General features: G+C 39.9%; 9 protein-coding genes. 8 read left to right on the plus strand and 1 reads right to left on the minus strand.

Annotated features, from left to right (window positions below; genetic code table 11):
* The first annotated feature begins 56 nt into the window (after positions 1–56).
* The 7 genes from EXT43_RS02905 to EXT43_RS02935 all read left to right on the plus strand — a co-directional run bounded on the left by EXT43_RS02905 (position 57) and on the right by EXT43_RS02935 (position 12,866).
* Positions 57–4,895 (plus strand): NAD-glutamate dehydrogenase, encoded by a 4,839-nt coding sequence (locus EXT43_RS02905; protein WP_130166307.1) that lies wholly within the window; start codon positions 57–59, stop codon positions 4,893–4,895.
* Positions 4,896–5,009: 114 nt separating this feature from the next.
* Positions 5,010–6,020: a quinone-dependent dihydroorotate dehydrogenase gene (gene pyrD, locus EXT43_RS02910; RefSeq protein WP_130166308.1), complete on the plus strand. Its 1,011-nt coding sequence runs from the start codon at positions 5,010–5,012 to the stop codon at positions 6,018–6,020.
* Positions 6,021–6,140: 120 nt separating this feature from the next.
* Positions 6,141–6,671, plus strand: coding sequence for a cell division protein ZapC domain-containing protein (locus EXT43_RS02915; RefSeq protein ID WP_055022164.1), 531 nt, complete (start codon positions 6,141–6,143; stop codon positions 6,669–6,671).
* Positions 6,672–6,849: 178 nt separating this feature from the next.
* A complete protein-coding gene (gene rlmKL, locus EXT43_RS02920) occupies positions 6,850–8,967 on the plus strand; it encodes a bifunctional 23S rRNA (guanine(2069)-N(7))-methyltransferase RlmK/23S rRNA (guanine(2445)-N(2))-methyltransferase RlmL (protein ID WP_130166309.1) in 2,118 nt (705 codons plus the stop codon).
* Complete coding sequence (locus tag EXT43_RS02925; RefSeq protein ID WP_054561582.1) at positions 8,960–9,193, plus strand: glutaredoxin family protein; 234 nt, start codon at positions 8,960–8,962, stop codon at positions 9,191–9,193. Before rlmKL ends, EXT43_RS02925 begins: the two co-directional genes overlap by 8 nt.
* A gap of 14 nt (positions 9,194–9,207) precedes the next feature.
* Complete coding sequence (locus EXT43_RS02930) at positions 9,208–11,118, plus strand: ABC transporter ATP-binding protein (protein ID WP_058585102.1); 1,911 nt, start codon at positions 9,208–9,210, stop codon at positions 11,116–11,118.
* Positions 11,119–11,129: 11 nt separating this feature from the next.
* Positions 11,130–12,866: a DUF3466 family protein gene (locus tag EXT43_RS02935; RefSeq protein WP_130166310.1), complete on the plus strand. Its 1,737-nt coding sequence runs from the start codon at positions 11,130–11,132 to the stop codon at positions 12,864–12,866.
* A 133-nt stretch (positions 12,867–12,999) separates the two neighbouring features.
* On the opposite strand, the gene EXT43_RS02940 is transcribed toward EXT43_RS02935, so the two are convergent.
* The gene (locus EXT43_RS02940; protein ID WP_054561579.1) at positions 13,000–13,509 is read right to left on the minus strand and encodes a DUF2062 domain-containing protein; all 510 of its coding nucleotides are present in this window, start codon (positions 13,507–13,509) and stop codon (positions 13,000–13,002) included.
* A gap of 96 nt (positions 13,510–13,605) precedes the next feature.
* Here EXT43_RS02940 and EXT43_RS02945 point away from each other — a divergent pair, with 96 nt between their 5' ends.
* The gene (locus EXT43_RS02945) at positions 13,606–15,759 is read left to right on the plus strand and encodes a DNA internalization-related competence protein ComEC/Rec2 (RefSeq protein ID WP_130166311.1); all 2,154 of its coding nucleotides are present in this window, start codon (positions 13,606–13,608) and stop codon (positions 15,757–15,759) included.
* The last annotated feature ends 15 nt before the right edge of the window (positions 15,760–15,774 follow it).

The following is a 15,774-nucleotide window of genomic DNA, read 5'->3' on the forward strand; positions in this document are numbered from 1 at the left end:
AATGGCTGTACAAATATTCTACTAATCGATAAGTAGTATAGATTAAGGAACATACAATGACACGAAATGAAGGGCAAGCCTCGGTTATCTTAGATAATGTCTGTAAGCTGATCCAGAAAAAAGTTCACGCTGATAATGTGTTACTCGTTGAGAAATTCGCCAAAGCCTTGTACAGCAATATGTCTAAAGAGGATTTGGCTCATCGCAACGATAGTGACTTATATGGCGCTGCACTAAGCCTATGGAACTCGCTAGAAAAAAATAATTCTGATGACGCGGTTGTCCGTGTTTTCAATCCTGAAGTAGCAAAAGATGGCTGGCAGTCATCGCACACTATTGTTGAAATCATCGCGAAAGACATGCCTTTCCTCGTTGATTCTGTGCGTATGGCCATGACCCGCGCAAACATCGCTTCTCACTTATTACTTCACTCTCCGCTGAAAATCCAACGTGATAAAAATACTAAAATCACGGGTATTTCAAGCCTAAAAGCAGAGCAAGAATCAACGTCGACAAAAACTGTGTTCTTTATCGAAATTGATCGTCAAACAGATGCAAAAGTAATTGAGTCTTTCAAAAAAGAACTTGAGTCTGTGTTAGTTGACGTATCTATCGCTGTAGAAGATTGGCAGCCAATTCGTGAAAAGCTAATTGCGGTAACGAAAGACTTACCTAAACGCCACCATAATAATAACGAAAGCGAAGTTGCAGAAACGGTAGAGTTTTTAGACTGGTTAGCTAAAGATAACTTTACGCTAATGGGTTACCGTGAGTATGAACTTTCGCCAGTGCAAGGTGATTACCAGTTAAAAGGTAAAAAGGGCACTAGCCTTGGTCTAATGAAAAACACAGACGAAGAGCATAGCCGCTTACTTTCTGAGTTACCTGAAGTAGCGCGCCAAGAAGCGCGTAGCAGCAACTTATTAATTTTAACGAAAACAAATTCAGTGTCTCGTGTACATCGACCTGCATACATCGACTACGTGGGTATTAAGCGTTTTGATGATGAGGGCAACGTAATTGGTGAAGACCGTTTCCTTGGTTTATTCTCATCAAGCTTTTACAACAACAGCGCCGCTGATGTACCTGTACTGAAAAGTAAGATTAACCGCATTATGGAAATGTGTGACTTTGCTAAAGGCACCCATGCATACAAAGCGGTATTAAATATTTTAGAAACGTATCCACGTGATGAGCTTGTGCAAGCACGTGAAACTGAACTACTTGAAGTTGCCATGGGTGTATTACAAGTACAAGAGCGTGATATGTGCCGAATTTTTGTGCGTAAAGACGCATATGGCCGTTTCTTCTCTTGCATGGTATATGTTCCGCGTGAGCGCTATAACACGGCACTACGTCGTGAAACGCAACGTATCTTAGCCAATGCATTTAATTCTGACGATAAAGTCGAATTTACTACTTTCTTCTCTGAGTCAACATTAGCCCGTACACATTACACGGTGCGTGTGACTGACAATAATATTGAATATAACGTGAAAGACATCGAAAACAACCTAATTGAAGCTGCCCGTACTTGGGAAGATAGACTCCAATCTGCACTACTTGAAAGCGCAGGTGAAGCACGCGGTAAAGAACTAAACCGTAAATATGCACAAGCGTTTGCAAGTGCGTATAAAGATCAGGTTTTACCAAGTGCAGCGGTTGTTGATATTGAAAAGCTAGAGCTTCTGAATGACGAGAACAAACTTGAGATGTTGTTCTACCGTCCACAAGAAGAAGCAAACACCAATGTTGTTCGTTTAAGCTTATTCCATAAAGATGTGCCAATCCACTTATCTGACGTAATGCCGATGTTAGAAAACTTTGGTTTACGCGTAGTGGGTGAAACGCCTTACTCTGTGAAAACGACTGACGGTAAAGTTAATTGGATCATGGACTTCACCATGCTAATTGACAACAAGGGCATTGCTGACTTTGATAAAGTCTCAGCGCGTTTCCGTGCAGCGTTAACGAACGTGTGGAATAACCGTTTAGAAAATGATGGTTTCAACCGTTTAGTATTAATGGGTGGCTTAACAGGTCGTGAAGCGTCTATTCTTCGTGCCTACGCTAAATACATGCGTCAAATTGGTGTAACTTTCTCGCAAACTTACATCGAAAGCACATTTGCAAATTACCCACACATTGCATCTCAAATCGTTAACTTATTCACTAAAAAGTTCTCAGTTAAGAACCCTGGTAGTGAAAAGACACTTGAGAAGCTAGTTGCACAAGTTAATCTTGAACTAGAAAACGTAGCAAACCTAGATGATGACCGTATCATCCGTTTATACGTTGATATGATCAATGCAACTCTTAGAACGAACTTCTTCCAAAAAGAAGCTGATGGCCAATTTAAGTCATATGTATCGTTCAAAGTTCAGCCTTCTATGATCCCAGAAATGCCATTACCACTGCCTGCGTTTGAGATCTTTGTATACTCGCCGCGCGTTGAAGGTGTGCATTTACGTGGTGGTAAAGTTGCTCGTGGTGGTTTACGTTGGTCTGACCGTCGTGAAGACTTCCGTACTGAAGTACTGGGTCTTGTTAAAGCACAACAAGTTAAAAATACAGTTATCGTGCCAGTAGGTTCTAAAGGTGGTTTCGTATGTAAACAGCTACCGACAGACCGTGAAGCATTCTTCAAAGAAGGCCAAGAGTGCTACAAGATTTTCATCCGTGGTTTATTAGATATCACAGATAACATTGAACGTGGTGAGATTGTTCCACCAGTTGATGTTGTTCGTCATGATGAAGATGACCCGTATTTAGTTGTTGCTGCCGATAAGGGTACTGCGACTTTCTCTGATATCGCTAACGGCATCGCAAATGAATATAACTTCTGGCTAGGTGATGCATTCGCATCAGGTGGCTCAGTAGGTTACGACCACAAGAAAATGGGTATCACTGCAAAAGGTGCGTGGGAATCTGTTAAGCGTCATTTCCGTGAAATGGACATTGACTGTCAAACAACTGATTTCACTGTTGTGGCAATCGGCGACATGGCGGGTGACGTATTTGGTAATGGTATGTTGCTTTCTAAGCACATTCGCTTACAAGTAGCGTTTAACCACATGCACATCTTTGTTGATCCAAACCCAGATGCAGCGACATCTTACCCAGAGCGTGAGCGTTTATTTAATCTACCGCGTTCTTCTTGGGAAGATTACAATAAAGACCTTATTTCACAAGGTGGTGGTATTTTCTCTCGTGCGGCTAAATCAATTAGCTTAAGCCCAGAAATGAAGAAAATGCTTGGCACTAAGAAAGCGAGCATGACACCTAACGAGTTAATCAAAGCAGCTCTAATGATGGAGTTTGATTTACTTTGGAATGGTGGTATCGGTACTTACATCAAGAACTCTAAAGAGACTGATGCTGATGTGGGTGACCGCGCGAATGATGCACTTCGTATTAACGGTTCTGAGCTTGGTGCGAAGATCTTAGGTGAGGGCGGTAACTTAGGTGCGACTCAATTAGGTCGTATCGAATTTGCGGCTAAAGGCGGTCGTGTTAACACTGACTTCATCGATAACGTAGGTGGTGTTGCGTGTTCAGATAACGAAGTAAACATCAAAATCTTACTTAATGGCTTAGTTGCTGAAGGTGACTTAACACGTAAACAGCGTGATGAGTTACTTTATTCAATGACTGATGAAGTGTCTGAGTTAGTATTAAAAGACTGTTATCGTCAAACGCATACCTTATCGATTACTCAATCAAAAGGTACGTCAACGCTTAAAGAAAAAGTACGTTTCATCCATGCCCTTGAAAAAGATGGCAAGCTTAACCGTGCAATCGAGTTCATCCCAACGGATGAAGAACTTGCAGAGCGCGCAGCAGCGGGTAAAGATTTAACTCGTCCAGAGCTTTCTGTACTTGTTTCTTACGCGAAGATGGTATTAAAAGAGTCTCTAGTGGTTGATGAAATCACTGAAAACCCTTACTACCGTCAGTTATTAGTTAAGTCGTTCCCAGTGCCACTTCGTGAGAAGTTTAACGATGCAATGGATAACCACCCACTTCGTAAAGAGATTATCGCAACGAAACTTGCAAACAACATCGTTAACGATATGGGTCTTAACTTTATGGTTCGTATGCACGAAGAAACAGGTGCTAACGAAGCTGAAATCGCACTTTGCTACTCAATTGCAAAAGAAGTGTTCCAGATGCCAGAAACATGGTCATCAATTGTTGCACTTGATAATAAGATCCCAGCAGCTGTACAAACAGAAATGCTATATCAATTACGTCGTACGGTTCGTCGTGCAACACGTTGGTTCTTACGTCATCGCAATAAAGCACAAACGATTGAGCAAGCAATTGAATTCTTTGCACCAACATTTGCTGATTTAAGTGAAAACTTAAACAGCTACATGGTTGAAAAAGAAAGCGAGCGCCTAGTTAAAGCGGCAGATAAGCTAATTGACAGCAATGTACCAAAAGCACTTGCAACACGTATTGTGTCACTATCAAGCTTATTCTCTGTAATGGACTTAGCTGAAATCGCTAACAATTCAGAGCGTAGCATTGATATGGTTTCTAACACCTACTTCAAGCTAGGTGCGCGTATGGGCTTACATTGGTTCCTTGACCAAATCACCAACCAACCAGTTGCGAACCACTGGCAAGCACTTGCTCGTGCTTCTTACCGTGAAGAGCTGGATTGGCAACAACGTACATTATCAGCTGTGGTACTTAATAGCTTTGCTGCAGACAGCAAAGACATTGATGCACAAATTGATGAGTGGATGGATAACCAAGATCTACTATTACAACGTTGGAAGCAGATGCTATCTGAGTTCAAAACATCGCAAAGCCATGATTTTGCGAAGTTCTCAGTGGCACTTCGTGAACTAATGTTGTTAAGCCACAACTGTGACACTTCCAAATAAGTGAAAAGTCGTTAAAATACATACCCCAGCTCGCTGGGGTATTTTTTTGCCCTTAATTTGCAATGGTCCGTTTACAAACGGCTACCTTGTTTATTTTTACCTAAGGAACAAACCATGTTTTATGATCTAGCTCGCCGTTTTATGTTTACCCGTGATGCGGAGTGGGCTCATGAATTTGCACTTAATAATTTACGCCGATTTGCTCATACGCCATTGAGTGCTGCGTGGTCTCAATCTGTCCCTAATAAACCCGTTAACTTTTTAGGTTTAGAGTTTAAAAATCCAGTAGGTTTAGCGGCAGGCTTAGATAAAAATGCCGAGTGTATTGATGCATTTTCGCAAATGGGTTTTGGTTTTGTTGAAGTAGGTACTGTTACACCACGTCCTCAAGCGGGTAATGACAAGCCGCGTATTTTCCGCTTACCTGAATCAAATGCGATTATTAACCGCATGGGCTTTAACAATAAGGGCGTTGATAACCTAGTTAACAATGTTAAAGCATCGAAATACGACGGTATTCTAGGTATTAATATTGGTAAAAATAAAGATACACCAAACGAGCAGGGTAAAGATGATTACATTCACTGTATGCGTAAAGTATTTGAGCATGCATCGTATATCACAGTAAATATTTCTTCACCGAATACTCCAGGTCTTCGTGATTTACAATACGGCGAAGCGCTTGATGACTTATTGCAAAGCTTAAAGAATGAACAACTTGATCTAGTTGCTAAACATAACAAGCAAGTGCCTATGCTAGTTAAGATCGCTCCTGATCTTGATGAAGTACAAATCGGCCAAGTTAGTGAGTCATTGATCAACAATAAGATCGATGGTGTTATTGCTACAAACACCACACTTGAGCGTGCAATGGTACAAGGCCAACAATACGCAAATGAAGCGGGTGGTTTATCAGGCCAGCCTGTGCGTCAGCGTTCAACCCACGTGGTTAGTGAACTTAAGCGTTTAACCGAAGGTAAATTACCTATCATTGGTGTGGGTGGTATTGACGATGCTGATTCGGCAAAAGAGAAATTTTCAGCAGGTGCAGACCTTGTACAAGTTTACACTGGTTTCATTTATAAAGGCCCAGAATTGGTAAAAACGATCCTTAACAGCTTATAAGGATCAGTTATCTAAGCAATTGATCATTAATAAAATGTTCTAAGAAATCATTTTATTAATGGTCTGCTTTAGTTATAATTTGTGATTATGCGCACAGTATTTATTCGTTAGGGAGGAGACATGTTACAAGCATCTAAGCAATGGAAATGGCTTGCTTGTGCAAAAAATAATCGTCTTTTGGTTGACCTAGACCAAGATATGCAACTGTGCACGCCTTACAAACTTCGCCAACTCACCGATGCTGTTTTACAAGAGCCTAACTTTAGCCTTGAAGACGCTGCATTTTATCAGCAAGTTTATCAATACCTCGAAACTTTCTCACTATGGAACCCTGCAGAGCTTTGCCAAATCGCGCTAAATGCTACTGCGGTCAAATTTCATTTAAAGCCAGTACTTGCAAAAAGTTGGTTCTTTCATGAGTATCATGGTAGCCAACCAAGTGTCGAAGCTGTAGTGAAATTGTGCTCACAGGCACAAGAAGGTGAGTTTTTGATTGTTGATCACTCAAGCGAAGCCTCAGTGTGTATTAACCTAAGCCAACACTTTCAACTAGACGAAAACCTTTCTCTTGAACAGTTTGAGGCTATTAAGGTTTTAAATAACCGTATCCATCCTGTTTATATTCAACAAAAACAGTTTAAATCTGCCTAGGGCGTGTTGACCTTTGTGAATTAAAATTTGTTCACTTTAGGAGCGATTTAATCGCCGCGCGAGATTCGTAACCTAGTGAGCTAAGTAAAAATCCAGCTAATATCCTTGCAAATGTTGGCGTTTTTGTTCGCCAAGCTATGCTATAATCCTGCGCAATTAGCATTTAAGGGTTTTTACTTTGCAATTTATCGCACTTACTTCTATCGGAATAGAAAATTTACTTGTTGATGAGCTTACAGCACTAGGTGCAGAAGTCTCAAAACAAACCGTGGGCTCTGTACGTTTTGAAGCAGATAGCTTATTAGCACAAAAGATTTGTTTATCGAGCCGTTTTGCGACTCGTATCATGATGCTGATAGAAGAAAAGGAAGGCGTAAAAGACAAAGACAGCCTTTATCAATTTGCGCGCTTGCAGCCTTGGCAGGAGTGGTTTGGCCCTAAACAAACCTTTGCTGTTGACTTTAGTGGTACTAATAACGATTTAAAAAATACGCAATTTTCAGGTCTAGTTGTAAAAGATGCGATTGTTGATTACTTCGCGGATTTATTCGAGCAACGTCCTGATGTTGATAAATACAATGCCAATGTACGTGTTGTAGCAAGGTTGAACCGTCAAGGTGTTGCTCTTTATATCGATTATTCTGGCCCGCGTTTATCTGAGCGTGGTTATCGTCAAGATCAAGGCAAAGCGCCGATTAAAGAGCATTTAGCTGCAGCCCTTGTGAAACGAAGTGGTTGGCTTGAAAACGTACAGCAACCTTTATTCGATCCATGTTGTGGCTCTGGTACCATTTTAATTGAAGCTGCAAGCATGGCACGCAATGAAGCGCCGGGCTTATTCCGTGAAGGTTTTGCCTTTGAGCGCCTGCCTAGTTTCCGAATTCAAAAATACAAAGAATTAAAAGCAGAACTAACTGCACAAATTACAGATCCTAAACTTTGGCTTATTGGCCATGATATTGACGCCAGTGTGATTTCAAAAGCGCAAGAAAACGCAGAGCGTGCTGACCTTGGTAATGTGATTAAGTTTAAACAAAGTGATGCCACTAAGTTAACCTCAGTTGCGAAACTACCTGGTGTGGTGATTTCAAACTTACCTTATGGTGAACGTTTAGGCTCAATGGCTGAGCTGGTTAACTTACACCGTAGCTTAGGTGTTGGCTTCAAAAAGCACTTTAATCATTGGAAACTTGCTTTACTTGGCACTGACGAAAGCTTATTTAAGTTATTAAAGTTAGTTAAGTTAAAACGCTATAAGTTTAAAAATGGCCCTTTAGATGTTGTATTAAATCTATACCAACTTGACGATAAACAAGTAGAACTTAGCAAAGAAGATAAGCCGGCTCTTAATTTTGAAGGTTCAACAGCCTTTGCAAACCGTTTAAAGAAAAATAAGCAAAATTTAAAGAACTGGTTAAAGCAAAATGAAGTAAGCTGCTACCGTGTTTATGATGCGGATATTCCAGAATATAACGTAGCTGTTGATGTATACGATGATTCAGCGGTTATTTTTGAATATGCTGCACCGAAAGAAATCGATGACAATACGGCTCAAAAACGTTTGCAAGATGTGATCAGCTTGACCGCTGAGCAGTTAAAGATAGCACCAGAAAATATTGCAGTTAAAGTGCGTAAAAAGCAAAAAGGTGAAGAGCAATATACCAAGGTAGCAAGACAAAATCGTACTCAAGTAGTAGAAGAGTTTGGCGCTAAATTCAAAGTAAACTTATTTGATTATTTAGATACTGGTTTGTTCTTAGATCACCGATTAGCTCGTCGTTATATCCAACAAAACGCACAAGGCAAACGTTTCTTAAACTTGTTTGCTTATACAGGCAGCGCATCTGTGCATGCTGCTGTGGGTGGTGCTAAAGCCATTACCACGGTTGATATGTCAAAAACCTACTTAAAGTGGGCGCAAGAAAACTTTGCTCTGAATGATATCAGTAACACCCGTTATCGTTTTGAGCAAGCAGACTGCTTGAAGTGGCTTGAGTATGCACAAGGCCAATATGATTTAATTTTCTTAGATCCACCGACGTTCTCAAACTCAAAACGTATGAAAGATGCGTTTGATGTACAACGCGACCATATCAAACTACTTACCTGGGTTAAGAAAATTTTAAGCCCTAACGGTACGCTTATATTCTCAAATAATAAGCGTGGCTTTAGCATGGATGAAGTAGGGCTAATGGGTCTGGGTTTAAAAGCAGAAAACATTTCTGACAAGACTTTATCACCAGATTTTAAACGTAATAAGCAAATTCATAATAGCTGGCTTATTACCCATGGCTAACTTTACCCTGTACCACACTGATGGCTGTCATCTGTGTGAAATGGCCGATGAATTATTAATTGCTACAAACGCTTCGTTTGTAGCAAAAGATATTATGGACAGTGAACAGCTGATTGAACTTTACCAAACCAGTATTCCGGTTGTGGAATCTCATCAAGGCAAGAAATTATTTTGGCCTTTTGATGCTGAGCAATTAGCGCAATTTATTGCTGATAATAAAGAATAAGAGTAGTAATCACGATGGATTTAATCAGAATAGCCAAAGCTCAACTCGCTTATGGTACGCATCCGCTACTAGATGATGCCGATGCCGTTATTGAGTCAGGTGAGCGCGTTTGTATCGTTGGTCGAAACGGTGCAGGTAAATCAACACTATTAAAAGTGCTTGATGGCCAAGTGACATTGGATGATGGTGAAATCAACCAATTAGGCGGTATTCGCATTTCTCGTTTAGAGCAAGATCCACCAAAAGGGGCGGCAGGCTCAGTATTTGATTATGTAGCGCAGGGCATGCCTGACATCGCTAACTTACTGATAGAATATCACCAAGTCAGTAATCAAATGCAAACTGACTATAACGATAAATTGCTTAACAAATTAGAGCGTTTATCTAATCAATTAGAAACGGTTGATGGCTGGCGTTTTGATACCCGTATTCAGCTCGTTTTATCTCGTTTAGAGCTAGACCCAGAAGCCAAGCTTGAATCATTATCGGGTGGTTGGTTACGTAAAGTTGCTCTTGCACGAGCCTTGGTTAGTGAACCCGATTTACTGCTACTTGATGAGCCTACCAACCACTTAGATATGAGTAGTGTTATTTGGCTTGAGCAATTTTTAAAAGAGTTTAAAGGCGGCATCGTTTTTATTTCTCACGACCGTGCATTCATTCGAGCAGTTGCAACCCGTATTCTTGATTTAGACCGTGGTAAGCTGGTTTCATACCCTGGCGATTACGCGACGTACCTTGAACAAAAAGCGCATGATCTAAAAGTAGAAGAAACACAAAACGCATTATTTGATAAGCGCTTAGCAGAAGAAGAAGCGTGGATCCGCCAAGGTATTAAAGCACGTAGAACGCGTAATGAAGGCCGTGTACGTGCTTTAAAAGAGTTACGTAAAGAGCGTAAGCAGCGTGTTGATCAGGTAGGTAAAACCGATTTCAATATTGAAACAGCAGATCGTTCAGGTAAATTAGTATTCGAAGCGAAAAACATCTGTCATGCATTTAAAGATAAAGTCATCGCAAAAGACTTTTCAACCCTTGTTATGCGTGGCGATCGTGTTGGCCTTGTTGGGCCAAATGGTATTGGTAAAACAACACTGCTTAAAATTTTATTTGGTGACCTAACAGCAGATAGCGGCAGTGTTAAGCAAGGTGTTAACTTAGAGTTTGCTTATTTTGATCAGTATCGTCAAAAGCTTGATGAAGAAGCTACAGTACAAGATAACGTAGCTGAAGGTAAGCAAGAAGTTATGATGGGCGGGCGCTCACGTCATGTGCTTGGTTACTTGCAAGACTTCTTATTTCCACCGGCAAGAGCGCGTACGCCAGTAAAAGCGCTTTCAGGTGGTGAGAAAAACCGCTTATTATTAGCAAAGTTATTTTTAAAGCCATCTAACATTATTGTTCTCGATGAGCCTACCAATGACCTCGATATTGAAACTTTAGAGCTTTTAGAAGAGATCATTAACCAATATCAGGGCACTGTACTGATTGTAAGCCATGACCGTGAATTTATTGATAATACTTGTAATTCTGTATGGGCATTTGAAGGTAACGGCAAGATCACCGATATTGTCGGAGGCTATAGCGACTATGAAGCGTATGCCGCTCATTTAGCTGAGCAAGAAAAACAACAACAGCAACAAATTAAGCAAGAAAAGCCGGCCGTTGTTAGCCAAGATAAAACACCAAAGAAAAGTAATAAACTCTCTTACAAATTAAAACTTGAATTAGAAGAATTACCCAGTAAAGTGGAACAACTTGAAAAAGCGTTAGACGCTCAGCAAGTTGTGGTTAATGACCCTGACTTTTTTAAGCAAGATGCTGCAATTACAACAGAAGCATTGAACCATTTAGCCGAGTTAGAGTCTGAGCTTGAAGCCGCTTTTGAGCGCTGGGAAGAACTCGAAGATTTAAAGAATCAGTAGTAAGGATTAAAATGAAATACAAATTACTCGCTGCCAGTATTTTAGCCACCCTAAGTACCTCAGCGATGAGCGCAACCTATAAATTAGAAGAATTAGGTGGAATTGATGGCGCTAAATTTAACTACGTAACAGATGTTAGTGAAAACGGTCACATCATAGGCTTAGCAAATGGCCTTTACAAATTACCCGTTGATGTCTCTTATATCGATTTTACAGATTCGTTGATCAAAGATGCTTATGATACAGCTAAAAAGCAGTATGAACTCATTGATAAAGAAATTACATTTACTCTTGATGACATTGAGAATAACGATGCGGTATATACAAACGCTGATGCACATGCATTTATGGTAAGTTTTTTAACAGGTCGTTCAACTGACTCTGAATATCAAAAATTATCAAGTGCAATTGCAACGCTTTACACATCTGAAGGTGCTTCAGAGCAAGTTTTATTTGATGAACAGTCTCTTGATTTTGACGGCTTAACACGCTCGACTTCTAACTTACTAAATGCTGTAACAGATGACGGTGTTATGGTTGGTTGGGGCAGTGCACCTTACGAAAAAACATCGTTCACTCAAACAGATGAAGACGAAGAAGAAACCCACTTTTTAAGAGACTTCATTAGCCGTGCAATTGTTATCAGCGAAGACGGTGTGAAAGTTGAACTTGCACCAGAGTTTGATGATTACGGCGGTATTAGCTCAGCAAATGACATTATCAAAACGGCAAATGGCTATGAAGTTGTAGGCACTGTCTCTACTGATATTGCGGTTGATCCACTGGATGATATTACTGATAACTGTGACGGCGAAGATGAACCAGTTTCAGACTGTGTAGAAGCGTACAACCGTACTTATTCAACGGGTATTTATAATAAACGTGCTGTTAAGTGGACATTAGACACTAATCTAAACATTACCAATACAGAAATGTATGGCTTAGGTTTAACGCCTGAAGATGACGAAGATTTCGCGTTCCGTAGTAACGCACTTGCGATCAACGAAAATGGTTTAGTGGTTGGTACGTCTGATGTGCGTTATAAGAGTAATAGCACACGTATTACTATGCCTGTTATTTTCGAAAATGGTGAAGTAAAAGAATTTATCGACCAAGAAGATGATTGGATTTCAGGTCAGCCTTTAGCGGTTAATAATGACGATGTTATTGTTGGCTATGCGAGCAAGCGAATCGACGGTACAACGCGCACAAAATTTTTCTACTACGATAAAAATAGCGATAGCGTTGTTTTCCCAACGGATTACTTCTCAAGTTCAAGCTCATTAGCTAACGATATCAATGATAATGGTATTGTTGTTGGTGAGGGTGAAACAGATATTTATAATACTTCTACCCGTCGTCGTGAAGGTTTCATGTACACCATTGGTGAAGATTCAGTTGTTAACTTAAACGATTTATTACCTTGTTATGAAGACGATGGTGAGACTCGCTTTAAATACACGGTTGCTGAAGCGAAATCAATTAACAACAATAATGAAATCTTCGGTGTTGCGACTAAAACTGTTGAAAAGACAGATTCATTCGGTAACGTTGTAGTCGATGTTAATGGCAATATCGAATATGAAAGTGTCGCAGTGGCTGTTAAGTTAACACCAATTGATGGCTCTGTTGAAGAATGTCCTGCAGAAGAGATTGAACAATACGAGCGTCAATCAGCAAGCTTCCCTTGGTATGCATTATTGCTATTACCATTTGCAGCAGCACGTCGTGTATTTCGTAAGAAGTAATAATACCAACCCGCAATAATACTTAATTAAGCGGATTGGTACAATTAGAGAGCTTTATGCAAAGCAAATAGCTTTCTTGCAAGAAATAAAAAACCCAGCTTTAAGCTGGGTTTTTTGTCTATACTGAAATCAGTTATTTTTTATGGCGATGTATCCATGCTTTACGGACTGAACGTTTCCAAAGCATGTCGGTACCAAAATAACCAATGATTGCCGCAGCTGTTGCACAAATAAATGAACCTACTAAAAATGCAGGGCCAATTGTTGTAAGGCTATCTATAAACCATTGCCAGCTTGGTTCAAATTGGAAGTGCTGCTGTGGTTGAGCAAGGGCAATGGTGCCTACAATATATGAACAATAGAAAATAGGAGGCATGGTCAGTGGGTTAGTGATCCACACTGTTGCAACAGAAATCGGTAAATTTACTCGAAATGGAATAGCCAGGGCGGCTGCAAGAACCATTTGAAAAGGAACAGGGATGAACGCAAAAAATAAACCAACAGCAAATGCACCGCGTGCTGAGCGTCTATTTAAGTGCCATAAATTGGCATCATGCAATAAACGACCAAAAATTCTTAAATACTTGTGTTCTTTTACCTTGTTATGATCAGGTAAAAAGCGTTGGATCGTTTTCTTAGCCATTTAAAGCAACCATTTACATCTATTTGGTTATGCAGCGGCTTTGTCATAGGCTGTTTTTTCACCCTATATACATTTGGCACTGCGGCGTTTTATATAATGAGTTTTGCTGTATTGCTAGCAGGTGCCTATTTTAAGCCTTTTTTAACTCTATTGTCAGGGTTTATTTGCGCTATTTTAGTAGTGATTTTTCATTACTTCATTTTTTACTCAATCTCTGATTGTCAAATCAATTATCAACAAAGCCGATTAGTTCGATTTGAGGTAGTTGAAACATACAGTGAACAAAGCCCTTATTACATTAAAGCAAGTCTGAAAAATATTGAATATTGCTCTACAGGCATTCGACCTGCTCCTAATGCAATGCTAAGCATTACTTCAGATCAACCTGTTACTCGTGGAGATGAATTAAGCGCAGAACTCAAACTTAAACCTTACAGATCGGTAAAAAATTTCTATAGTTTTGATAGAGAACGGCAAGCATTACTTGAGCGAGTATTTTATAAAGGCCGAAGCGTAGGGGAGATAAGCAATTTAAATCATCATCGATATAACTCGCTTCGAGTGAGTTACCGCACATATATTGAAAAAGTGACGGCAAGCACCCAATTACAATGGCTTTATTATGCGCTTTTAACCGGTGACAAAAGTAAAATAAGCTATGAAGATAGAAAACACTTACGTGAATTAGGCTTGTCGCATCTACTAGCTATTTCAGGTCTTCATATCGGACTTATCTTTGCAGTCGGCTTTTATAGTAGTAAGTGGCTGTTAAGAATGAGTCATTTACGCGTAAGCCAATCAATTCAATTAAATAAGTTATTTGTTTTTGTAGGGTTCAGTTGCTCGTTCGTCTATGTCTACTTAAGTGATTTTATAGTTTCCGCAAGCCGAGCGCTGCTGATGTTAGGCTGTTACCTTGTTATTTATAACCTAGGGAAAAACCCAGTGCGTTGGCGTTCAATTTTGTACGCCTTGAGTGTTGTGTTGTTTATAGACCCATTTGCACTTTTGAACCCTGGGCTCTATTTCAGTTTTTTGGCCGTTACGATCATCTTTCTACTGACTAAAAACACAGTTAATTTGTCACTTGGTTTTTTAAAGCGATTTGCACAGCTACTGCAAGTTCAGTGCGCTTTATTTGTCGGTCTACTGCCTCTATCCTTATATTACTTCTCAGGCACTAGTGTCATAGGTTTATTGATTAACCTTATTGCTGTGCCCTTGGTTGGTGTGCTGTTATTGCCTTTCTTAATTTTTTATAGTTTGGTTTCTAGCCTACTGGATGTTTCTGGTTTGTTATCACTCGTCGACAGTGCGCTGTATTATGGTTATCAATTACTACTCTCTATCCCTAATGGCTGGCGTTGGTTCTCGCTCAATGAGTTTAGTTTTTCATTATTGATCATAAGTTACATAACACTTCTGCTGTTGTACTTTAGTCCAAATAAATATGTGTGCTTAATTCCTGTTTGTATATATGCCGTTGAGAGTGAATTAAAGCCAGAAGCTAAGTTTCAGTTAGATGTGTTTGATGTAGGGCATGGCTTAATGCTGATGGTAAGCCACAAAAATAAAGCGATAATATATGATTTAGGCCCACAGTACTTTGGTCGTTATGATTATGTACGCCGTGTATTACTCAACAACATCAATAAACAACAGTTATCTGTTATCGCAACAATAATAAGCCACTTAGATAACGACCATTCTGGCGGTTTAACAAGTTGGCAAATGGCAGGGTTTCAAGACACTCTAGCTATCTTTCATCCTCAGGGGCTGGGAAATAAGTGCAAAACAACAACACTCAAGCTTGATGAGCTTAATATCAGAAGTTTTACAGCAAAGGTAGAAAATGCGAGTCGTAATGATCAGTCGTGTTTATTAAAAGTAACGGGTTTTAATTACTCAGTGTTACTGACTGGGGATATATCTGCAGCGGCAGAAACTCAGCTTGTTGAAGCGGGGAAGGATTTACGAGCGACTATTTTAATAAGCCCCCATCATGGTAGTAATACTTCTTCCAGTTATAAATTTATAGGTGCAGTAAACCCTGAAGTAGTTATCCATTCATCTGCTTATCAAGGGCAATGGCGCTTTCCTCATCCTGAAGTTGTAAATCGTTATAACCAACACCATATACAGCAGTTATCGACGGCAGAATATGGCCATATACGCATAAAATTTTACGAAGATAAATATCGCTTAGAATTTGCGCGAGAGCAGGAAAGTTATTGGTTCGAACAAGATTGACGTTTTGTTTTTACC

Origin of the sequence: Pseudoalteromonas sp. CO109Y (assembly GCF_004208935.1) — a bacterium.
GTDB classification, from domain to species: Bacteria; Pseudomonadota; Gammaproteobacteria; order Enterobacterales; family Alteromonadaceae; genus Pseudoalteromonas; species Pseudoalteromonas shioyasakiensis.

Excerpts from the sequence above, each read along its gene's own strand:
- EXT43_RS02905 (WP_130166307.1), top strand. The coding sequence starts at position 57 with ATGACACGAAATGAAGGGCAAGCCTCGGTTATCTTAGATAATGTCTGT.
- pyrD (WP_130166308.1), top strand. The coding sequence starts at position 5,010 with ATGTTTTATGATCTAGCTCGCCGTTTTATGTTTACCCGTGATGCGGAG.
- EXT43_RS02915 (WP_055022164.1), top strand. The coding sequence starts at position 6,141 with ATGTTACAAGCATCTAAGCAATGGAAATGGCTTGCTTGTGCAAAAAAT.
- EXT43_RS02945 (WP_130166311.1), top strand. The coding sequence starts at position 13,606 with ATGAGTTTTGCTGTATTGCTAGCAGGTGCCTATTTTAAGCCTTTTTTA.
- EXT43_RS02930 (WP_058585102.1), top strand. The coding sequence starts at position 9,208 with ATGGATTTAATCAGAATAGCCAAAGCTCAACTCGCTTATGGTACGCAT.
- EXT43_RS02935 (WP_130166310.1), top strand. The coding sequence starts at position 11,130 with ATGAAATACAAATTACTCGCTGCCAGTATTTTAGCCACCCTAAGTACC.
- EXT43_RS02940 (WP_054561579.1), bottom strand. The coding sequence starts at position 13,509 with ATGGCTAAGAAAACGATCCAACGCTTTTTACCTGATCATAACAAGGTA.
- EXT43_RS02925 (WP_054561582.1), top strand. The coding sequence starts at position 8,960 with ATGGCTAACTTTACCCTGTACCACACTGATGGCTGTCATCTGTGTGAA.